Below are 21,666 nucleotides of genomic sequence, written 5' to 3' on the forward strand. Positions count from 1 at the left end.
AGAAGTTACTGCACTAACGCGAGCAGTTCCTTGAGCAAATGTTCCGGCTGTTCGCCGCTGAGTTCAGCGTCAACCGGCAGATACCACCAGTTTTCTTTCGCAAAGGCCCCGCATTTTACCGCGTCTTTTTCCGTCATGATCAGCGTCTGGCCCGGCGCTGCCAGCCTTTCAACCTCTTCGGCAACTAACGCCTGGTGATCGGCCAGCGGCACCCGTTTATCAAGCTTTGCGCCGCACTTCTCCAGCGTTGCGAAGAAACGCGGCGGATGACCTATACCGGCCATCGCAACCAGATGTTCCAGTTGCGCGACATCTTTACGCTCGCCGGTCAGCATATTTACGGCCTGTCCGGGACGAAGAAGCATCGGGATTTCGCCCGCTCTGGCTTCACCACCGTTCACAATCACGGCATCGACGGTTTTCAGGCGCGACGCACGCTCGCGCATTGGACCGGCTGGAAGCCACCAGCCGTTGCCAAAACGCCGAACGCCGTCAATGACCACGATCTCTTTATCACGCGCCAGCGCGTAATGCTGCAAACCATCATCGGTAATGATGATTTGTACATCATGCTCCGCAAGCAGTGCCTTCACGGCATCACTGCGCACCGGCGATACCGCAACCGGCGCGCCTGTACGCTGGTAAATCAGTACCGGCTCATCGCCGGCTTCAGCGGTTGTCGTAGCTGGGCTCAGCACCAGTGGATACTGCGCCGCTTTACCACCGTAACCGCGTGAGACAACTCCCGGGCGGATACCGCGCCTCTGGAGCTGTTCTACCAGCCAGATCACCACCGGGGTTTTGCCGTTTCCACCCGCCGTCAGGTTGCCGACCACCACCACCGGTACCGGTGCGCGCCAGGCGCGCTTGATCCCGAGGCGGTAAAGCAGACGAATAGCACCGCTCACCAGGCCATACAGCCAGGAGAGCGGGAGAAGCAGCACCCACAGAGGGGATTCACCCGACCAGATGCGTGCAATCATTGACCGAACTGCATTTTATGAAGCTGCGCGTAAACACCACGCTGTTCCAGCAGGTCCGCATGGCTGCCGCGTTCAACGATCACGCCATCTTCCACCACCACGATTTCGTCAGCCTGTTCGATGGTCGACAGACGGTGCGCGATAACCAGCGAGGTACGGTTTTTCTGTAATTCATCCAGAGCAGACTGGATAGCGCGTTCAGATTCCGTATCCAGTGCGGACGTTGCTTCATCGAGGATCAGAATCGGGCTGTTGCGCAGCAGCGCACGGGCAATCGCGATACGCTGACGCTGACCACCAGAGAGCAGCACCCCGTTTTCGCCAATGATCGTATCCAGACCGTTATCCATTTTGTTAATGAAGTCCATCGCATAGGCCATACGCGCCGCATTCTCAATCTCTTCACGGCTGTACTCTTCGGTACGGGCATACGCAATGTTGTTCGCCACCGTATCGTTGAACAGATGCACGTTCTGCGAGACCAGCGCAACCTGGTTACGCAGCGACTGGAGGGTATATTCCCGCAGGTCGTGACCATCAAGCAGGATCTCGCCCTGGTCGATATCGTAGAAACGGGTAATCAGGCTGGCTATGGTCGACTTGCCCGAACCGGAACGACCAACCAGCGCGACGGTTTTACCCGCCGGGATGGACAGGCTGATGTCACGCAGCGCCGGCACTTCACGGCCTGGATAGGTAAAGGTCACGTTACGGAATTCCAGGTCGCCTTTAGCGCGCTCGATCACGCGTGTACCTTCATCTTTTTCCTGTTCGGAATCGAGGATGCTGAACAGCGTCTGACAGGCTGCCATCCCGCGCTGGAACTGGGCGTTGACGTTAGTCAGCGATTTCAGCGGACGCATCAGCGCGATCATGGATGAGAACACCACGGTAATGGTACCCGCAGTCAGGGTTTCCATGACGCTCGGGAAGCTTGCGGCATACAGGACGAAGGCCAGGGCCAGAGAGGCAATCAGCTGAATGATCGGATCGGAAATCGACGAGGCCGATACCATTTTCATCCCTTGCAGACGCATTCTGTTGCTGACCTTGTCAAAGCGTTTGGTTTCGACTTCCTGACCGCCGAAGATCAACACTTCCTTATGGCCTTTCAGCATCTGCTCGGCGCTGGTAGTCACCTGCCCCATCGTATTCTGCATATTTTTACTGATGTTGCGAAAACGCTTTGATACCACGCGGATCGCGATGGAGACAATCGGCGCCAGCACAATAAGGATCAGCGACAGTTGCCAGCTGTAATAGAACATCATCGCGAACAGGCCGATGATGGATGCGCCTTCACGCACAACGGTAATCAGTGCGCTGGAAGAGGACGACGCAACCTGCTCTGAATCGTAGGTAATACGCGACAGCAGGGTACCGGTTGACTGCTTGTCAAAGAATGAGACCGGCATCCCCATCATATGGCTGAATAACCGACGGCGCATGGTCATCACCACTTTACCGGATACCCAGGAGATGCAGTAGCTGGATACATAGCTGGAGATTCCGCGTAAGATCATCAGCCCAATAACCACCAGCGGCATCCATAGCAGCACTGAACGATCCGTTTTACCGAAACCGTCATCCAGTAACGGTTTGAGAAGCGATAACATAAACGTATCGCTGGCTGCGTTGAGGATTAACGCTACGCCCGCCACGATCAAGCCTGCTTTGAAAGGAGCAATCATCGGCCAGAGCCGGCGGAACGTTTGCCACGTGGAGAGATCTTTGTCGTTATGCATTCAAAAAACCAGCATTTGTTGAAATAGCCGCATATTCTACCCGTTATCTACGGGCGCGCCAAACCACTGATGATACCAACGCGGTAAATAGTGTTCACGTAAGCGGCGAATTTGCCGACTTTGGTGCGAAAACGTCACAGATATCTGTCCGGACTGCGGAGTATCAAGCCAGAGATATCCCTCAGTTCGATAGCGCCTGACTACTTTGATGGAAGGGAAACGCCACGCGTTATAGCGGGCCATCGAGGCCAGCGAAACCTGTCCCTCCACGCGCTGTAGCAGCGGTGTTGAAGATGACGTGTTACTTCCATGATGCGGCACCTGAATCAGTGTAGACGCTAGTTGACGCCAGCGGTGGCTCAGCATTGCCAGTTCTGCCTGCCCTTCAATATCTCCGGTCAGTAAAACGCTTTGTTCGCCGTCATCGATTTTTACCACGCAGGAGCGGTTGTTACCTTTTGCCGAGGTATTTTCGGGTGGCCAGTGCACGGAGAACGTTAAACCCTGCCACTGCCATCGCTCTCCACGAAAGCAAGGAAGATGCCCGGCCCAGGATAAGGGGCTTCTGATCCACATTGCGGGCCAGGCAGCTTTTAGCGATGCCAGTCCCCCCGCGTGGTCGAGATGTTCATGGCTCAGGATCACCCCTTCCGGCCTCAGATGATGCCAGCGTAGCCAGGGGATAATCAGCTGCTGCGCACTGTCCCCACCGGGCCATGCCAACCCAGTGTCATACAGAATGGCCTTCCCGTGACGCTCAATGACCATCGCCAGCCCCTGCCCTACATCCAGCATATGCAGGGACCAGCTGTCTGTTTTGGCCCTGTGCCAGAGGGGAAATGCCAGCACCACGCTGCCTGCCAGACAGACTGCGGGTACTGCGCTGAAGGCCCTGAATCGCCAGCCAATGATCAGCAGCCATGGCAGTAACGTCAGGTATTGCCAGCGTTCATCAACGTCCTGCCAGCCATTCGGTAAACGCATCAATAGCCAGAAAAGCCCTGCCAGAGATTTATCGGCAGCCAGCCAGACGATACTTTCCAGCGTCGCCACCGGAAACAGATGCAGAAACATGCCGAGCAGGATCAGCGGAACTGAGATAAACGTGACCAGAGGAACGGCAAACAGATTCGCCGCCAGCGAGGAGAGACTGAAACCATGGAAAATCAGCACCTGAAGCGGCAACAGAAGCAGCAGCATACCGACCTGCAAATACAACAGCGTAACCAGCGGTCGCAGGCACCGGCCACGTTGCCAGAGCGGGAGAGGCAACCACTGATACCAAAAAATAAGCGCGGCGACCGCAAACGCTGATAGCGCCAGGCTTTGTGACAGGACCGCCAGTGGATCGAAAACCAAGATCGCCGCCACGCAGGTAAGCCATACCTGCCAGGGCGACCACTGGCGACCGCTCATTTTTAACACCGCCAGTACCACAAGCGCGATAACCGTGCGCAGCGCAGGCGGCTGTAAGCCTGTTAGCCATGCGTAAAACGCGGCAAAAATCAGCCCTGCCAGCAAGGGGATTTGCCAGATAATCCAGCGGCCCGGCAGGAAGAACTGGATGCCTCGCGCCAGAAACCAGATGACAGAAGCGGCCAGCGCAATATGCAATCCCGAGATTGCCATCAGATGCATCGTTCCGGTCTCACGCATCAGGTTTTTTATCTCCCGCGAGACCGACAGCCGCTCCCCCATTCCCAGCCCCAGTATCACGGGTCCCCACTGATATGCTGAAAGCGTACTCTGTAGTGATGTCAGGTACTGCGCACGCAGGCTACAGCCTTCGTCAACGAGCGCCGCATGGGTAAACCGTCCACTCAGCGTCTGATGTCGGGCAAAGGCATTTTTCTGTGAATCATAGCCGCCATCGTTGAGTTCTCCGTGTACCACCCTGAGCCGCAGGGTCATTGCCCAGCGTTGACCCACGCAGACGTTTTGCGGCAGATAGTTGCCATACAGCGCCACGCCCATGGCAGCCCACACACGTTCTCCATTGAGGCTGACAATCCTTCCCTGATGCATCGTTGCGCCGTCCGTTGCGGTAATGACCACCTCGGCCTGCTGCGGAACTTTCGTTAAATGGTTCATCGGCCACACGCTTTCCTGAGCGGCCAGGATCCCCCAGCACATAAAAAGCAATGCGAGGCCTGAAAACCTGAGCCATTTTCTCTGCTGTACTGATAACGCAATTCCTGCGGCAATCAGCAACCAGACAATATGCAAATCTGGCAAAACGGGTAACCAATAGAGCGGGATTATGGCCAGAATGGCGCACATACTGATAACGTGGATCCCCATCTTCACCTCCATGTTTCAGGCGATTATGCGGCGGGACTGATGCGTCGTCAGACAGAAAAGGCGTGATTTACAGCGGACGCTGCAACGTTTTTTAGCGTTTACAGTAAAGAGAAAATTTAAATGCGGCGCGTATTCAGAAATGCAGGGGCGGGATACAAAAAAAGCACCCTAAGGTGCTTTCTTTAAACTCAGTTTAACCCTGATGATTAAACTCAGTTACCGTAAATATTGGCGCGATCGCGCAGTTCTTTACCCGGCTTAAAGTGCGGAACATACTTTCCTTCCAGCTCCACTTTATCGCCAGTCTTCGGGTTACGCCCGGTACGTGGTGCACGATAGTGCAGGGAAAAACTACCGAAACCGCGGATTTCAATGCGCTCGCCCTGGGCAAGAGTGGTAGCCATATGCTCCAGCATCTCTTTAACGGCATCTTCCACAGCCTTGGCAGGGATATGCGGTTGCTGACTGGCAAGTCTTTCAATCAATTCTGACTTGGTCATGATTCCTCCGGTTCCTTTCAAACCCATTAGCTGAACAGCTTATTAAACAAGGGCGGCCGTAGCCGCCCTTTGTTATTGATTACAGGACGAATCCTGCAATCTGTCAAGTCTGCTCTCCATCCTTCGCGCTGTAAATGCGTTACAGCTCAAATGATGGTGCGAACCTGAACTTACTCGCCTTTAGCTGCTTTGAAAGCTTCAGCCATTGCGTTGTTAGAGAAGTTTGCATCTTCCTGTTTGTTCACAGTTGCGATTGCATCTTTCTCATCAGCTTCGTCTTTAGCACGAACAGACAGGCTGATTGCACGGTTCTTACGGTCAACACCGGTGAACTTAGCTTCAACGTCGTCACCAACGCTCAGAACCAGAGTTGCATCTTCAACGCGGTCACGTGAAGCTTCGGAAGCGCGCAGGTAACCTTCAACGCCGTCAGCCAGTTCTACGGTTGCGCCTTTAGCGTCAACAGCAGTCACTTTACCGTTTACGATTGCGCCTTTCTTGTTCAGTGCAACCCAGTTGTTGAACGGATCTTCTGCAAGCTGTTTAACGCCCAGGGAGATACGCTCACGCTCTGCGTCAACTTGCAGAACAACTGCTGCGATTTCGTCGCCTTTTTTGTATTCACGAACTGCTTCTTCGCCTGCAACGTTCCAGGAGATGTCAGACAGGTGAACCAGGCCATCGATGCCGCCGTCCAGGCCGATGAAGATACCGAAGTCAGTGATAGACTTGATTTTACCTTCAACACGGTCACCCTTGTTGTGGGTTTCCGCGAACTGCTGCCATGGGTTGTTTTTGCACTGCTTCAGGCCCAGGGAGATACGACGACGTTCTTCGTCGATATCCAGAACCATCACTTCCACTACATCACCAACGTTAACAACTTTGGATGGGTGGATGTTTTTGTTGGTCCAGTCCATTTCGGAAACGTGCACCAGACCTTCAACGCCTTCTTCGATTTCAACGAAGCAGCCGTAGTCAGTCAGGTTGGTTACGCGACCAGTCAGTTTAGTACCTTCTGGGTAACGCTTAGCGATAGCTACCCATGGATCTTCGCCCAGCTGTTTCAGGCCGAGGGATACACGAGTACGCTCGCGGTCGAACTTCAGCACTTTAACAGTGATTTCGTCGCCCACGTTCACGATTTCGCTTGGGTGCTTAACGCGTTTCCACGCCATGTCGGTGATGTGCAGCAGGCCATCAACGCCGCCCAGGTCAACGAATGCGCCGTAGTCAGTGAGGTTCTTAACGATACCTTTGACTTCCATGCCTTCCTGCAGGTTTTCCAGCAGCTGATCGCGTTCTGCGCTGTTTTCGGATTCGATAACGGCACGACGGGAAACAACAACGTTGTTACGCTTCTGGTCCAGCTTGATTACTTTGAACTCAAGCTCTTTGCCTTCGAGGTGCAGGGTGTCACGGACTGGACGAACGTCTACCAGAGAACCTGGCAGGAACGCACGAATACCATTCAGCTCAACAGTGAAGCCACCTTTAACTTTGCCGTTGATAACACCGACCACAGTTTCAGCTTCTTCGTAAGCTTTTTCCAGCGTGATCCATGCTTCGTGACGTTTAGCTTTCTCACGAGACAGCAGGGTTTCGCCGAAGCCGTCTTCTACTGCGTCCAGAGCAACGTCAACTTCGTCACCTACCTGGATTTCCAGCTCGCCCTGGGCGTTTTTGAACTGCTCAGCCGGGATGGCAGACTCAGATTTCAGACCGGCGTCAACCAGTACAACGTCTTTGTCGATAGCAACAACAACGCCACGAACGATGGAACCCGGACGGGTTTCGATTTCTTTTAAGGATTCTTCAAACAGTTGAGCAAAAGATTCAGTCATGTTTAATCTTCAGGTTAATATTAACGTCCACCTGGCTCCGTGCCGGATGGGGTTGTTTCACATACCCGCCGTCAATCCATTGCAGCGGGGGTACTGCTAAATCGGTCGCGATTACGCGAGTGCCAGTTTTTGGCGCGCATATTGTAGCGCTTTTTCAATCACTTGCTCAATAGTTAAACTGGTTGAATCCAGCACTAATGCGTCTTGCGCGGGAACAAGTGGTGCGACGGCGCGGTTACGATCGCGGTCATCGCGCTCTTTTATCTCGGATAAAAGGCGATCAAAGTTAACACTAAACCCCTTTTCCTGCAACTGAAGCATGCGGCGATGGGCACGTTCTTCTGAAGAGGCGTCAAGGAAAATTTTCACTGGCGCATCAGGGAATACCACGGTTCCCATGTCGCGGCCGTCGGCGATCAGCCCCGGCGCTTCACGGAAACCGCGCTGGCGACGTAACAGCGCTTCACGAACGCGTGGGAAAGCCGCCACCTGAGAGGCCGCATTGGCCACTTCCTGGGTACGGATTTCACCGCTGACATCTTCCCCTTCCAGGATCACTTCAAGGTTGCCATCGGTCGAGACAAAGCGCACATCCAGATGCGCAGCCAGCGGTACCAGCGCTTCTTCAGACGCAACATCCACATGATGATGCAGCGCAGCCAGCGCCAGCACGCGATAGATTGCTCCCGAATCTAAAAGATGCCATTGCAATGCTTCCGCCATCGCTTTGCACAGAGTACCTTTCCCTGCGCCACTTGGCCCATCAATGGTGATTACCGGGGCAATTGCCGTCATCTTTTTCTCCTTAATTAAGGCATACCGTTTACATGAACGCCGCGCATTATACGCGCCAACGTGCGCAACTGTTACCTTTGCGTGCAAATTACGGAATGATTGAAGCAGAGTGTAGAAGAAATGAAAGAGGATGAGTGTCAGAAAGCGTAAGGAAATGCCGCATCAGGTGATGCGGCATACGATCATCAGGCCAGGGTGCTAATGCGCGTCAGCTGTTCGAAGTAGTCCGGGAACGTTTTTGCCGTACACTTCGGATCAAGGATAGTGACTGGCGTATCTGACAACGCCACCAGCGAGAAACACATCGCCATGCGGTGATCGTTGTAGGTGCCAATTTCTGCAAATTGCAGTTTTGCCGGCGGCGTGACGCGAATGTAGTCTTCGCCCTCTTCTACCTCGGCCCCCACTTTACGCAGCTCGGTTGCCATCGCGAACAGGCGGTCCGTCTCTTTCACACGCCAGTTGTAAATGTTTCGCAGCGTGGTGGTGCCTTTCGCAAACAGCGCAGCGGTAGCAATGGTCATCGCCGCATCCGGAATATGGTTCATATCCATATCAATGGCGTTCAGCTCACCGTGGGTACAGGAGATGAAGTCATCGCCCCAGGTCACCACCGCGCCCATTTTTTCCAGCACGTCAGCAAAACGGATATCGCCTTGCACGCTGTTGCGGCCAATGCCCGTCACTTTTACCGTACCGCCTTTAATCGCACCTGCGGCAAGGAAATAGGAGGCGGAGGAAGCATCGCCTTCAACCAGGTAGTGGCCCGGGGACTGATACTGCTGCGCTCCGCGCACCACGAAGCGCTGATAAGACTGGTTTTCCACCTCAACACCAAAGGTGTTCATCAGGTGCAGGGTAATATCAATGTACGGCTTAGAAACCAGGTCGCCTTTAATGCTGATGACGGTGTCCTGTGGTGCCAGCGGTGCGGTCATCAGCAGCGCGGTCAGGAACTGGCTGGAAACGCTACCGTCAACCTCTACATTGCCGCCAGTGAATCCCCCGCGCAGACGCAGGGGCGGGTAATTTTCCTGCTCAAGATAATCAATCTGCGCGCCGCCCTGGCGCAGGGCATCCACCAGATGGCCGATCGGACGCTCTTTCATTCGCGGCTCACCGGTCAGCACAATATCGTTACTCCCCAGACACAGCGCAGCGGCCAGAGGACGCATCGCGGTACCGGCGTTACCCAGGAAAAGCTCCAGCGCTTCAGCAGAATGTAACGCGCCGCCGTTACCGGTGACTTCACAACGGGTACGATCGTCAGACAGCGCGTACTGAACGCCCAACGCTTTCAGTGCATTGAGCATATGGCGCACGTCATCGCTGTCCAGCAGATTAGTGAGGACGGTGGTGCCGTTTGCCAGAGCTGCCAGCAGCAGAGCGCGGTTCGAGACACTTTTTGAACCAGGCAGATTAATGGTGCCATCTACCCGCGCGATAGGTTGTAACGTCAGGGATTCCATGAAACTCAACTCTCAACTCAACATAATAAAAACCCCGCAGGAACGCTGCGGGGGTGAAAAACAGCCAATTAACCGTGACGACGTTCGAAGTCGATCATGAAATCAGTCAGGGCTTTAACGCCTTCCAGCGGCATGGCGTTATAGATAGAGGCGCGCATCCCGCCTACCACACGGTGGCCTTTCAGCGCATGCAGACCCGCCGCGAAGGACTCTTCAAGGAACACGTTATCCAGGTTGCTGTCCGCCAGCTGGAACGGCACGTTCATGCGCGAACGGTTAGTTTTGGCGACATCGTTACGGTAGAAATCGCTCTTGTCGATCACGCCGTACAGCAGTTCAGCCTTTTGCTGATTGATCTTATCCATCTGCGCCACACCGCCTTTTAGCTTCAGCCATTTGAAGACCAGGCCGGAGAGATACCAGGCAAACGTTGGTGGGGTGTTGAACATGGAATCGTTGTCGTTCAGGACGGTGTAATCCAGAATTGACGGGCAAGACTTATGGGCTTTCCCCAGCAGGTCTTCACGCACGATAACGATTGTCAGGCCCGCAGGACCGATGTTTTTCTGGGCACCCGCGTAGATGACGCCGTAGCGGCTGACATCCAGCGGGGTGGACAGAATGGTTGAAGAGAGGTCCGCCGTCACAATGACATTTTCGCCAAAGTCTGGCTCTTCGTGAATGGCAATACCGTCGATGGTTTCGTTCGGGCAGTAGTGAAGATACGCGGCGTTGTCAGAAAGCTGCCACTCACTCATCGGCTTCACGGCGCGCAGACCGTCAACGGTCACTTTGGCATCGATGACATTCGGCGTGCAATATTTATGCGCTTCTTTTACCGCACTGGCCGCCCAGTAGCCCGCATCAACGTAATCAGCGGTGGTTTTGTCGCCCAGCAGATTGAGCGGGATACCCGCAAACTGGCCGCGTCCACCGCCGTGACAGAACAATACTTTGTAGTTCGAGGGAATGTTCAGCAGATCGCGAAAATCCTTTTCTGCCTCTTCCGCCACCTTAATAAACGCTTTACCCCGGTGGCTGACTTCCATCACCGACGTACCCAGACCGTTCCAGTCACACAGCTCCTGTTGAGCCTGTTTGAGCACATCTGTCGGTAACATTGCCGGACCTGAACTGAAATTAAAGACTTGAGCCATTTCCCCTCACCACGCTAAAAGCCATAAGTTATAACTGTGGATATCGGTTTTATCATTCAGTGACACGCGCCGCAATGTCTAAAACTGATGGCCGAAGAAATGTGCCCCTCGTCACACAAAACAATCTGCCGTACCGTTGTCACAAAACCGACAAAATCGCTGTCAGGTGATGCGTTTAGCCCGGCTAACCTTCGTCCATTCTGGATTCGTACAGCGGGGGCATAATTGATGATCGCCCGCCTGCATGACCACCACATGACTACATTTTATGCAGGCATACTCCCCCGCTTCAGGTACAGTTTTGTATCGCTCGATGAGCATATCCGGCAGGATGCACAGACCGGGCTTCACCTCATCGTCGGGATAGTAATAAACGCTGATTTGACCATTCGTTTCCATAATCGCCAGACGCACCTGCCCCAGTTGCTCAACACTGCTCAGACGGAGTTCCATAAAGAACTCAAACTCCGTCATATTGGCGCTTTGCACATTCTCCCAGGCCAGTTGACCATCTTCGACAATCACCACCGGCTTCCCTTCGAGCAGATCTTCAAGTTTCTCACTTTTCGACATCAGCCACATGACCAGCCGGTACAGCAGTGCAAGCGTCACAAAGACGATAAAGACCGGCACCATCGGCACATCGTCATAAAAGGCAACGTCCCCTGCCGCCGACCCCAGCGTCAGGATAATCAGTACTTCAAACAGCGACATCTGCCGCACGCCGCGACGTCCGGTGATTTTCAGAAACAGGAAGACGAGTACAAAGGTGTAAAGGCTACGCAACGCCACTTCGCCTAAAAACTCAGGCGGGACTTTATCAAACGCCATCCGCTGGAGATCAAATGCTTTCATTTTTCTATGCCTTAACAGTAGGTTACTGCTTATAAGCATAGCCCAGCCATTTATTTTCGCCGGAGATAGCACCCGTCACGCAAAACCCGTATCATTGCGCGCTTTACGTACGATAAAAGTGAACGCCATGACTCAAACGTTTATCCCCGGCAAAGACGCCGCTCTGGAAGATTCCATCGCTCGCTTCCAGCAGAAACTGACCGACCTGGGCTTTAATATCGAAGAAGCCTCCTGGCTGAATCCGGTGCCTCACGTCTGGTCCGTGCATATTCGCGACAAAGACTGTGCGCTGTGCTTTACCAACGGTAAAGGCGCGACCAAAAAAGCGGCGCTGGCCTCTGCGCTGGGTGAGTATTTTGAGCGTCTGTCCACCAACTACTTCTTCGCCGACTTCTGGCTGGGCGAAACTATCGCCAACGGTCCGTTCGTTCACTACCCGAACGAAAAATGGTTCCCGCTGACCGAAAACGATGAACTGCCGGAAGGCATTCTCGATGCCCGCCTGCGCGCGTTCTACGATCCGGAAAACGAGCTGACCGGCAGCATGCTGATCGACCTGCAATCCGGCAATGAGGATCGTGGGATCTGCACCCTGCCGTTCACCCGTCAGTCTGACGAGCAGACCGTTTATATCCCGATGAACATCGTCGGCAACCTGTATGTGTCCAACGGCATGTCTGCCGGTAATACCCGCAACGAAGCGCGCGTGCAGGGGTTGTCTGAAGTTTTCGAGCGTCACATCAAAAACCGCATTATTGCTGAATCCATCAGCCTGCCGGAGATCCCGGCTGACGTGCTGGCGCGCTACCCGGGCGTGGTGGAATCCATCGCCAAACTGGAAGCAGAAGGTTTCCCAATCTTTGCTTATGACGGCTCTCTGGGCGGCAAATATCCGGTTATCTGCGTAGTGCTGTTCAACCCGGCCAACGGCACCTGCTTCGCCTCCTTCGGCGCGCACCCTGACTTCGGCGTGGCGCTGGAGCGTACCGTGACCGAACTGCTGCAAGGTCGTAGCCTGAAAGATCTCGACGTGTTTACGCCGCCGACCTTTGATGACGAAGAGGTCGCCGAGCACACCAACCTCGAAACGCACTTCATCGACTCCAGCGGTTTGATCTCCTGGGATATGTTCAAACAGGACGCGGACTATCCGTTCGTGGACTGGAGCTTTGCCGGTACGACGGAAGAAGAGTTCGCCACCCTGATGGCGATCTTCCACGCGGAAGATCAGGAAGTCTACATTGCCGACTATGAACATCTCGGCGTTTACGCGTGCCGTATTATTGTGCCAGGTATGTCGGACATTTATCCGGCAGAAGATCTGTGGCTGGCAAACAACAGCATGGGCGCGCATCTGCGTGAAACCCTGCTGGCCCTGCCAGGCAGCGAGTGGGATAAAGAAGATTATCTGAACCTGATCGCCCAGCTGGACGAAGAAGGACACGATGATTTCACCCGCGTACGCGAACTGCTGGGTCTGGCGACCGGAAAAGATAACGGCTGGTACACCCTGCGCATCGGCGAGCTGAAAGCGATGCTGGCGCTGGCGGGCGGCGATCTGGATCAGGCTTTGGCCTGGACCGAGTGGACGATGGAGTTTAACCAGTCCGTCTTCTCCGCCGAGCGCACTAATTATTACCGTTGCCTGCAAACGCTGCTCCTGCTTTCTCAGGAAGACGACCGCCAGCCATTGCAGTATCTGAACGCCTTTGTGCGTATGTACGGTGCGGATGCCGTTGAAGCTGCCAGCGCGGCGCTGAGCGGTGAAGAACCATTCTACGGCCTGCAAGCGGTTGACAGCGATCTGCAAGCCTTCCCGGCGCATCAGTCACTGCTGAATGCGTATGAAAAATTGCAGAAGGCAAAAGCCGCTTACTGGTCAAAATAAGCGCATATAACATTAATGGCTGTAGGCGTATTCAATCGCCTGAGCTATATTACGGGGCAATTTCATTGCCCCTTTTTTTTATTTTTCCGCAATGACTTTTAATTGTAATAATTAAGTTAACCACGGGTAAATATAAAAACGCTTACCTGAGCTTTACTGTTACTAATTATAATAAATACTCCATTTTAATTAACTGTTCCATGGGAGGCTGAAGGAAAAAATTCAACTCTTTTCATAACTTTTAAAATTTATTTTTATACGGATAATCAAATACTTACTCCGCTTTTGCTGTAAAACCATACACACTGCGGGCCTATAAGCCAGGCGAGATATGATCTATATCAATTTCTCTTCTATAATGCTTTGTTAGTATCTCGTCGCCGACTTAATAAAGAGAGAGTTAGTGTGAAAGCTGACAACCCTTTTGATCTATTACTCCCCGCTGCGATGGCGAAAGTTGCCGAAGAAGCGGGTGTCTACAAAGCCACGAAACATCCGATGACGACGTTCTTTCTGGCCATTACGGCTGGGGTGTTCATCTCCATCGCTTTCGTCTTCTATATCACAGCCACCACCGGCACGGCCGGGATGCCTTTCGGCATAGCGAAACTGATTGGTGGTATTTGCTTCTCACTGGGCCTGATTCTCTGCGTCATCTGCGGCGCCGACCTCTTCACCTCAACGGTGCTGATTGTTGTGGCAAAAGCCAGCGGAAGAATTACCTGGGGTCAACTGGGTCGCAACTGGCTCAACGTTTACGTTGGCAACCTGATTGGCTGTCTGCTCTTTGTTCTGTTGATGTGGCTCTCTGGCGAGTATATGACCGCCAACGGCGGCTGGGGGCTTAACGTCCTGCAAACCGCCGACCACAAAATGCACCATACATTTATCGAAGCCGTTGCTCTCGGCATCCTCGCAAACCTGATGGTCTGCCTGGCGGTCTGGATGAGCTACTCTGGTCGTAGCCTGATGGATAAAGCCATGATTATGGTTCTGCCGGTTGCGATGTTTGTTGCCAGCGGCTTTGAGCACAGTATTGCGAATATGTTCATGATCCCGATGGGGATTGTTATCCGCAACTTTGCAAGCCCGGAGTTCTGGACTGCTGTAGGTTCAACCCCGGAAAGTTTTTCACACCTGACGATTATGAACTTCATTACTGATAACCTGATCCCCGTCACTATCGGGAACATTATCGGTGGGGGTCTGTTAGTTGGGTTGACATACTGGGTCATTTACCTGCGTGGCGGCGATCATCATTAATGGTTGTCTCAGGCAGTAAATAAAAAATCCACTTAAGAAGGTAGGTGTTACATGTCCGAGCTTAATGAAAAGTTAGCCACAGCCTGGGAAGGTTTTACGAAAGGTGACTGGCAGAATGAAGTCAACGTCCGTGACTTTATTCAGAAAAACTATACCCCGTATGAAGGTGACGAATCCTTCCTGGCTGGTGCGACTGACGCAACCACCAAGCTGTGGGACAGCGTAATGGAAGGCGTTAAACTGGAAAACCGCACTCACGCGCCAGTTGATTTTGACACCTCCGTTGCTTCTACCATCACTTCTCACGATGCTGGCTACATCAATAAAGCCCTTGAGAAAATTGTTGGTCTGCAAACTGAAGCACCACTGAAACGCGCAATCATCCCGTTCGGTGGTATCAAAATGGTTGAAGGTTCCTGCAAAGCGTATAATCGCGAGCTGGACCCAATGCTGAAAAAAATCTTCACCGAATACCGCAAAACCCATAACCAGGGCGTATTCGATGTTTACACCAAAGACATTCTGAACTGCCGTAAATCTGGCGTTCTGACCGGTCTGCCAGATGCCTATGGCCGTGGCCGTATCATCGGTGACTACCGTCGCGTTGCGCTGTACGGTATCGACTTCCTGATGAAAGACAAATACGCGCAGTTCGTCTCTCTCCAGTCTGACCTGGAAAACGGCGTAAACCTGGAAGCGACTATCCGTCTGCGTGAAGAGATCGCTGAACAGCACCGTGCGCTGGGTCAGATCAAAGAGATGGCGGCTAAATACGGCTGCGATATCTCTGGTCCTGCTACCAACGCTCAGGAAGCTATCCAGTGGACCTACTTCGGCTACCTGGCCGCAGTTAAGTCTCAGAACGGTGCAGCAATGTCCTTCGGCCGCGTATCCACCTTCCTGGATGCGTACATCGAACGTGACCTGAAAGCAGGCAAAATCACCGAACAAGACGCTCAGGAAATGATTGACCACCTGGTCATGAAACTGCGTATGGTTCGCTTCCTGCGTACCCCAGAATATGATGAGCTGTTCTCTGGTGACCCAATCTGGGCAACCGAATCTATCGGCGGTATGGGCGTAGATGGCCGTACTCTGGTAACCAAAAACAGCTTCCGCTTCCTGAACACCCTGTACACCATGGGTCCTTCTCCGGAGCCGAACATCACCGTTCTGTGGTCTGAAAAACTGCCTCTGAACTTCAAGAAATTCGCCGCTAAAGTGTCCATCGACACCTCTTCTCTGCAATATGAGAACGATGACCTGATGCGTCCTGACTTCAACAACGATGACTACGCTATCGCTTGCTGCGTAAGTCCAATGGTTGTTGGTAAGCAAATGCAGTTCTTCGGTGCGCGTGCAAACCTGGCGAAAACCATGCTGTACGCAATCAACGGCGGCGTTGATGAAAAACTGAAAATGCAGGTTGGTCCTAAGTCTGAACCGATCAAAGGCGACGTGCTGAACTATGACGAAGTCATGGACCGCATGGATCACTTCATGGACTGGCTGGCTAAACAGTACGTGACCGCGCTGAATGTTATCCACTACATGCACGACAAGTACAGCTACGAAGCCTCTCTGATGGCGCTGCATGACCGTGACGTCGTTCGCACCATGGCATGTGGTATCGCAGGTCTGTCCGTTGCGGCTGACTCCCTGTCTGCAATCAAATATGCGAAAGTTAAACCAATTCGTGACGAAGATGGTCTGGCTATCGACTTCGAAATCGAAGGCGAATATCCGCAGTTTGGTAACAACGACGCTCGCGTTGATGACATGGCGGTTGACCTGGTAGAACGTTTCATGAAGAAAATTCAGAAACTCACTACCTATCGTAACGCTATCCCGACTCAGTCTGTTCTGACCATCACCTCTAACGTTGTGTATGGTAAGAAAACCGGTAACACCCCAGACGGTCGTCGTGCTGGCGCGCCATTCGGCCCAGGTGCTAACCCAATGCACGGTCGTGACCAGAAAGGTGCGGTTGCCTCTCTGACCTCCGTTGCTAAACTGCCGTTTGCTTACGCGAAAGATGGTATCTCTTACACCTTCTCTATCGTGCCAAACGCGCTGGGTAAAGACGACGAAGTGCGTAAAACTAACCTCGCGGGTCTGATGGATGGTTACTTCCACCACGAAGCGTCCATCGAAGGTGGTCAGCACCTGAACGTGAACGTGATGAACCGTGAAATGCTGCTCGATGCGATGGAACACCCTGAGAAATATCCTCAGCTGACCATCCGCGTATCTGGCTACGCAGTACGTTTTAACTCCCTGACGAAAGAACAGCAGCAGGACGTTATTACCCGTACTTTCACTCAGTCCATGTAAGTGGAATTGACTGAAATCACGCGTTAAAAAGCGTACAATAAAGGCTCCACGCAAGTGGGGCCTTTTTAACACCCTCGCTTCATCAGTCTCTTTTGTCCGCTATCTATACTTAATGGATAACAGCCAAAACAGACTCGACATAGCCTTTGAGCTGTGCATCTACATAGGCCCCCGGATGGGCCAAATTCGGAGATATCACCGCAATGTCAATTATTGGTCGTATTCACTCCTTTGAATCCTGTGGCACCGTCGATGGCCCGGGGATCCGCTTTATCACTTTCTTCCAGGGCTGCCTGATGCGCTGCCTGTACTGCCATAACCGTGACACCTGGGACACCCATGGAGGTAAAGAAGTCACCGTAGAAGATCTGATGAAAGAGGTGGTGACCTATCGCCACTTTATGAACGCGTCCGGCGGTGGCGTGACGGCATCCGGCGGTGAAGCCATTCTTCAGGCTGAATTTGTGCGCGACTGGTTCCGCGCCTGCCACAAAGAAGGCATTCATACCTGCCTCGACACCAACGGCTTTGTGCGCCGTTACGATCCAGTTATTGATGAACTGCTTGAAGTGACCGATCTGGTCATGCTCGATCTCAAGCAGATGAACGATGAGATCCACCAGAATCTGGTTGGCGTCTCGAACCACCGTACCCTGGAATTTGCCAAATACATTGCCAACAAAGGCGTCAAGACCTGGATCCGCTACGTGGTGGTGCCGGGCTGGTCAGATGATGATGACTCTGCACATCGTCTGGGTGAATTTACCCGGGATATGGGTAACGTGGAGAAAATCGAACTTCTGCCCTATCACGAGCTGGGTAAACATAAATGGGTGGCGATGGGTGAAGAGTACAAGCTCGATGGCGTGAAGCCGCCGAAAAAAGAGACGATGGAGCGCGTCAAAGGTATTCTTGAGCAGTATGGCCACAAGGTCATGTATTAACGAAAAGGCCCGGTGAAAACCGGGCCTTTTTATATTCTATTTAAAGACGCCGTTAATAACGGAAGTCACAATCGCTGTACTCAGCGCAATTAAGACCAGGTCGTCACCTACCACGCGCCATTCATAGCCCGGATAGGAAGGAAGCTGACCCAGCATATCGGCTGGCACGGTTTTCTTCGCAATGCCCGGAGGCAGTGGCTTACCGCGCGCCAGGTTTTTCGCAATACCCGGAGGCAGAGAGTCGTAGCCCGTTAAGCCGTAATTCAGGGCCAGATGGCGGGCATGATCGAAGCTTACGCGAGCATCCACATCATTACCGACATCTTTGCTGTTTTTAAAGCTCTTATCCGATTTCCCAGGGTTATCCTGACCGTTATTGTGCTTATTACCATGGTTACCAGAGTTCCCGTTACCATGATTGCCGCTATTACCTTGTCCGCCACCGTTTCCGTGACCACCGCCATTCCCGTTACCAGGATTAGCCATGGCCGGAGCCGTTGCAAACGTTAAAGCCAACACTACGGCAAGTGCGGTAGTGGAAAAACGACGAGTAGACATGATGGCTGCCTTTTAGTGGGAGAACTCATTGGAATTATCGCCAGGCAGTAAAAACTCACAATCAGTAAAAGTCTTATATGTGACAGGGACAAAAAAGCCTGTCATCGACAGGCTTTTAATAAATCAGGCATGGGCCACTGGCGTTGGATGTTCGCCCACTTTGCGCAGCAGCATTAGCAGATAAATAAACGACACGCTGGCGATCATAATAAACAGCAGATTATCAGAATAATTTTGCATGAGCATAGCGGTAAAAGTCGGCCCCAGTAAACTGCCGATAGTGTAACTCAGCAATAAAGCCTGGTTCATCGCCACCAGCTGGTGATGCTCAACTTTCTCACAGGCCCACGCCATCGCGACCGGATAGAGCGTAAAGCCCGCAGCCCCCAGAATGAACAGCGCGGGCGCCATCGCGGCGTTGCTGAGCATGGCGAGACAGCCCATGATGACCACGAAGACCTGAACGCGCAGCACCAGCAGACGACCAAAGCGGTCCGCCAGGCGGCCAATCGGCCACTGGCCGACAATCCCCGCGCTGACCATCACCGCCATCCAGAAACCGATCCCGGAATCACTGACGCCCTGATGGTTAAGATAGAGCGGCATCAGGCCATAGAGCGAGCCCAGCACAATCCCGGAAATAATGCAGCCGTTAACCCCCAGACGCGCCTGGCGCAGTCTCAGCATCGGCCAGACGTGGGTGGCTTCCTGATGTTCGCTGTTTTGATTCACAATACGGGTAAAGAGCAGCGGCAGGATCGCCGCCAGCACCATGCCCGTCACCCACGGCAGCACGCTCATCAGGTCGGTTGGCAGTTTGCTGACCATCAGCTGTCCCAGAACGGTACCGACGTAGTAAACCATCATATAGGCCGCCAGCAGACGCCCGCGATTACGGGACGTGCCGCTGCACATCAGCGCACTTTCAACCACCACCCAGATCATGGCGCAGCCGACGCCCGCAATAAAGCGCCAGACCATCCAGCTCCAGAAGCCGACCATAAGGCCTAAACCGGCGCAGCCGACGGCAAAGATCAGCGACGCCAGATAATAACTGCGGTTAAAACCAAAGCGCTTAATAAGGCTGCCCGTTAATAAGGTGCCCAGCAGATTGCCCGTAAAAAAGGACGAGCTAACCATACCCACCTGCCAGGTCGGTAAGTTTTCATGGGCGAGCCATAGCGGGACGAGTGTGTTTAACACCGCGATCGCCAGGGTCAGCAAAAGCAGGCCACAGAGCAACAAAAGCACCGGGCGGGTATAGGTGGTCATGGATTAAAAACCGTGAGGAAGTTCAGATTTCGTGCGCATCATGCCACTGGCAAAAACAAAGTCAATCCACCGATTCAGGCGTCACGCACGTTATGCGCCTTGTCGATTTAAAAAACTCATCCTGCTAATGCAAAGCCTGCTACTGATATTAATTATCTATTTGTTTTTATTTATTTCCGGGAATTTTTACAACGAAACATCAGTCGAAAAATTTCATGAATGAAAAAAGAAAAGCCGGGCGCTATGTCCCGGCTTTTTATAACAAAATCTAAAATTAGCTGGCGATAGCCAGACCGACCGTCATATGCAGACCATAAAATACGCCGCGACCAATTAACTCCCCTGCCAGCACCAGTACAAAGGCCAGGGACAGTAACGGCAGCGCAGGCGAGTAACCTTTAAGCTGAGGGGCAATCCAGCACACCAGCGCAGCCGTCAGCAGCACCACACGCCAGGCCATCAGCGAACCGTAATCCGGCACCAGCGCCGAAGCCTGCTGGATAGAGCTGTGAATGGTCGCCAGCTCCGCTCCCTGCATGAGCGCGACAACGGTACTGATTACCAGCGCCAGCAGCGAGACCGCGGGCAGCAGGCGCATCGCCCAACCATTAATGCCAGCCACGCGCAGCAGCAGATAACCCAGCAGGGGCCCGCCAATAAACATGGTCAGGAAGAAGCTCATCGGCGTCCAGACGCTGTACCAGGTTGGAACCGTATCAATGGTGTTGTACACCCTGACCATCATCCAGACGAAGACAACGCCCAGTACCATGGTGACGATGAGCCACAACGCGCGTAACCCTGACGGCAGCTTTTTCACCGCTGCCAGTAACCACCCCAGCCCGCCAACGGCAAAGAAGATTGCCCCGCTGGCAATTTCGTTACTCAGCGAAGAGGCGCCTACGCGGTTCAGGGAGTTGAACGCGCGCATCGGTGAGCCCAGGTGCAGCGTAGAGGCGATAAACCCAATGCCCATCAACACCCACAGGCCAAACATGCTCAACACCAAACGCTGCTGCTGTTCAGTATTGAGGTTCCCTTTTAACAGCGCCAGCGCAAGAACGATAAACCCGCCCGCCACGCACTGCCCAAAGACCGTGAAGATCATCAGCGGCCATTCATGCCATCCACTTCCCATCTCACACCTCCTTCGGGTTTGCCAGGTAGCCGGTGGTGTCACCCGTCGGACGGCTGTTGGCGTTAGGTTTAATCACAATACTCGGCTTTGTGAAGTGCGCAGACGGCAGTGGCGCGACGGCAGCAAGCTGGCCGTGTTTTTTGCGCAGCTCCTCAATCGGGCCAAAGTCCAGCGCGCGCAGCGGGCAGGATTCGACGCAGATGGGCTTTTTGCCGTCCGCCACCCGGCTGTGGCAGCCGTCGCACTTGGTCATGTGGCCTTTGGCGGCATTGTACTGCGGCGCGCCGTACGGGCAGGCCATGTGGCAGTAGCGACAGCCGATGCAGACATCCTCGTCCACCACCACAAAACCGTCGTCGCGCTTGTGCATTGCCCCGCTCGGGCAGACCTTGGTGCAGGCCGGATCTTCGCAGTGGTTGCAGGCAATCGACAGGTAATAGGCGAAGACATTCTGATGCCAGACGCCGTTATCCTCCTGCCAGTCGCCGCCCGCGTATTCATAAATACGCCGGAAGCTGACCTCCGGGGTCAGGTCTTTGTAATCCTTGCAGGCCAGCTCGCAGGTTTTGCACCCGGTGCAGCGGCTGGAATCAATAAAAAATCCATACTGGGTTGTCATC

Annotated in this window: 17 protein-coding genes; 4 read left to right on the forward strand and 13 right to left on the reverse strand. The window is 53.4% G+C overall.

The genetic code is table 11. The features are described from left to right. Positions 1-5: 5 nt before the first annotated feature. The 9 genes from lpxK to AM329_RS09365 form a co-directional block, all read right to left on the reverse strand. Positions 6-983 (reverse strand): tetraacyldisaccharide 4'-kinase, encoded by a 978-nt coding sequence (gene lpxK / locus AM329_RS09325; RefSeq protein WP_032608960.1) that lies wholly within the window; start codon positions 981-983, stop codon positions 6-8. Continuing rightward, complete coding sequence (gene msbA / locus AM329_RS09330; RefSeq protein ID WP_003858227.1) at positions 980-2,728, reverse strand: lipid A ABC transporter ATP-binding protein/permease MsbA; 1,749 nt, start codon at positions 2,726-2,728, stop codon at positions 980-982. Before msbA ends, lpxK begins: the two co-directional genes overlap by 4 nt. 36 nt (positions 2,729-2,764) lie before the next feature. Further along, positions 2,765-5,029, reverse strand: a complete 2,265-nt coding sequence (locus tag AM329_RS09335; protein ID WP_032608959.1) for a ComEC family protein — start codon at positions 5,027-5,029, stop codon at positions 2,765-2,767. A 212-nt stretch (positions 5,030-5,241) separates the two neighbouring features. Further along, positions 5,242-5,529, reverse strand: coding sequence for an integration host factor subunit beta (gene ihfB / locus AM329_RS09340; RefSeq protein ID WP_003858233.1), 288 nt, complete (start codon positions 5,527-5,529; stop codon positions 5,242-5,244). A 170-nt stretch (positions 5,530-5,699) separates the two neighbouring features. Next, complete coding sequence (rpsA, locus tag AM329_RS09345) at positions 5,700-7,373, reverse strand: 30S ribosomal protein S1 (protein ID WP_003858235.1); 1,674 nt, start codon at positions 7,371-7,373, stop codon at positions 5,700-5,702. Positions 7,374-7,484: 111 nt separating this feature from the next. Beyond that, a complete protein-coding gene (gene cmk, locus AM329_RS09350) occupies positions 7,485-8,168 on the reverse strand; it encodes a (d)CMP kinase (RefSeq protein ID WP_003858236.1) in 684 nt (227 codons plus the stop codon). 185 nt (positions 8,169-8,353) lie between these two features. After that, positions 8,354-9,637 carry a 3-phosphoshikimate 1-carboxyvinyltransferase gene (gene aroA, locus AM329_RS09355; protein ID WP_003858238.1) on the reverse strand — a complete coding sequence of 428 codons (1,284 nt, stop codon included), beginning with the start codon at positions 9,635-9,637 and terminating at the stop codon, positions 8,354-8,356. A gap of 68 nt (positions 9,638-9,705) precedes the next feature. Next, entirely contained in the window at positions 9,706-10,794 is a 1,089-nt protein-coding gene (serC, locus tag AM329_RS09360; protein WP_003858240.1) for a 3-phosphoserine/phosphohydroxythreonine transaminase, read from the reverse strand. 162 nt (positions 10,795-10,956) lie between these two features. Beyond that, entirely contained in the window at positions 10,957-11,649 is a 693-nt protein-coding gene (locus tag AM329_RS09365; RefSeq protein ID WP_003858241.1) for a DUF421 domain-containing protein, read from the reverse strand. Between the two features lie 127 nt (positions 11,650-11,776). Between AM329_RS09365 and ycaO the strand changes: the two genes are divergently transcribed. The 4 genes from ycaO (at position 11,777) to pflA (ending at position 18,078) form a co-directional block, all read left to right on the forward strand. Beyond that, positions 11,777-13,537, forward strand: coding sequence for a 30S ribosomal protein S12 methylthiotransferase accessory factor YcaO (ycaO, locus tag AM329_RS09370; protein WP_032610194.1), 1,761 nt, complete (start codon positions 11,777-11,779; stop codon positions 13,535-13,537). A 405-nt stretch (positions 13,538-13,942) separates the two neighbouring features. Continuing rightward, positions 13,943-14,800 carry a formate transporter FocA gene (focA, locus tag AM329_RS09375; RefSeq protein WP_017384832.1) on the forward strand — a complete coding sequence of 286 codons (858 nt, stop codon included), beginning with the start codon at positions 13,943-13,945 and terminating at the stop codon, positions 14,798-14,800. 51 nt (positions 14,801-14,851) lie between these two features. After that, complete coding sequence (gene pflB, locus AM329_RS09380; RefSeq protein WP_003858247.1) at positions 14,852-17,134, forward strand: formate C-acetyltransferase; 2,283 nt, start codon at positions 14,852-14,854, stop codon at positions 17,132-17,134. 203 nt (positions 17,135-17,337) lie between these two features. Beyond that, positions 17,338-18,078 carry a pyruvate formate lyase 1-activating protein gene (gene pflA, locus AM329_RS09385; protein ID WP_003858250.1) on the forward strand — a complete coding sequence of 247 codons (741 nt, stop codon included), beginning with the start codon at positions 17,338-17,340 and terminating at the stop codon, positions 18,076-18,078. Positions 18,079-18,114: 36 nt separating this feature from the next. Here the strand turns inward: pflA and AM329_RS09390 are convergent, their stop codons facing one another. From AM329_RS09390 to AM329_RS09410, 4 genes are all read right to left on the reverse strand, one after another. Continuing rightward, entirely contained in the window at positions 18,115-18,636 is a 522-nt protein-coding gene (locus tag AM329_RS09390; RefSeq protein WP_022650721.1) for an anti-virulence regulator CigR family protein, read from the reverse strand. Positions 18,637-18,759: 123 nt separating this feature from the next. Continuing rightward, on the reverse strand, positions 18,760-19,908 hold the full coding sequence (locus AM329_RS09395) for an MFS transporter (RefSeq protein ID WP_003858254.1): 1,149 nt from the start codon (positions 19,906-19,908) through the stop codon (positions 18,760-18,762). A gap of 274 nt (positions 19,909-20,182) precedes the next feature. Next, positions 20,183-21,046 carry a dimethyl sulfoxide reductase anchor subunit family protein gene (locus AM329_RS09405; protein WP_003858256.1) on the reverse strand — a complete coding sequence of 288 codons (864 nt, stop codon included), beginning with the start codon at positions 21,044-21,046 and terminating at the stop codon, positions 20,183-20,185. Between the two features lies 1 nt (position 21,047). Further along, positions 21,048-21,665, reverse strand: a complete 618-nt coding sequence (locus tag AM329_RS09410) for a DMSO/selenate family reductase complex B subunit (protein WP_003858259.1) — start codon at positions 21,663-21,665, stop codon at positions 21,048-21,050. Position 21,666 lies beyond the last annotated feature (1 nt).

The organism is Enterobacter cloacae complex sp. AR_0002 (assembly GCF_001922365.1).
GTDB classification, from domain to species: domain Bacteria; phylum Pseudomonadota; class Gammaproteobacteria; order Enterobacterales; family Enterobacteriaceae; genus Enterobacter; species Enterobacter hormaechei_C.

Excerpts from the sequence above, each read along its gene's own strand:
- AM329_RS09365 (WP_003858241.1), bottom strand. The coding sequence starts at position 11,649 with ATGAAAGCATTTGATCTCCAGCGGATGGCGTTTGATAAAGTCCCGCCT.
- pflB (WP_003858247.1), top strand. The coding sequence starts at position 14,852 with ATGTCCGAGCTTAATGAAAAGTTAGCCACAGCCTGGGAAGGTTTTACG.
- AM329_RS09405 (WP_003858256.1), bottom strand. The coding sequence starts at position 21,046 with ATGGGAAGTGGATGGCATGAATGGCCGCTGATGATCTTCACGGTCTTT.
- ihfB (WP_003858233.1), bottom strand. The coding sequence starts at position 5,529 with ATGACCAAGTCAGAATTGATTGAAAGACTTGCCAGTCAGCAACCGCAT.
- rpsA (WP_003858235.1), bottom strand. The coding sequence starts at position 7,373 with ATGACTGAATCTTTTGCTCAACTGTTTGAAGAATCCTTAAAAGAAATC.
- aroA (WP_003858238.1), bottom strand. The coding sequence starts at position 9,637 with ATGGAATCCCTGACGTTACAACCTATCGCGCGGGTAGATGGCACCATT.
- serC (WP_003858240.1), bottom strand. The coding sequence starts at position 10,794 with ATGGCTCAAGTCTTTAATTTCAGTTCAGGTCCGGCAATGTTACCGACA.
- AM329_RS09335 (WP_032608959.1), bottom strand. The coding sequence starts at position 5,029 with ATGGGGATCCACGTTATCAGTATGTGCGCCATTCTGGCCATAATCCCG.
- AM329_RS09390 (WP_022650721.1), bottom strand. The coding sequence starts at position 18,636 with ATGTCTACTCGTCGTTTTTCCACTACCGCACTTGCCGTAGTGTTGGCT.
- ycaO (WP_032610194.1), top strand. The coding sequence starts at position 11,777 with ATGACTCAAACGTTTATCCCCGGCAAAGACGCCGCTCTGGAAGATTCC.
- pflA (WP_003858250.1), top strand. The coding sequence starts at position 17,338 with ATGTCAATTATTGGTCGTATTCACTCCTTTGAATCCTGTGGCACCGTC.
- msbA (WP_003858227.1), bottom strand. The coding sequence starts at position 2,728 with ATGCATAACGACAAAGATCTCTCCACGTGGCAAACGTTCCGCCGGCTC.
- cmk (WP_003858236.1), bottom strand. The coding sequence starts at position 8,168 with ATGACGGCAATTGCCCCGGTAATCACCATTGATGGGCCAAGTGGCGCA.
- lpxK (WP_032608960.1), bottom strand. The coding sequence starts at position 983 with ATGATTGCACGCATCTGGTCGGGTGAATCCCCTCTGTGGGTGCTGCTT.
- AM329_RS09395 (WP_003858254.1), bottom strand. The coding sequence starts at position 19,908 with ATGACCACCTATACCCGCCCGGTGCTTTTGTTGCTCTGTGGCCTGCTT.
- AM329_RS09410 (WP_003858259.1), bottom strand. The coding sequence starts at position 21,665 with ATGACAACCCAGTATGGATTTTTTATTGATTCCAGCCGCTGCACCGGG.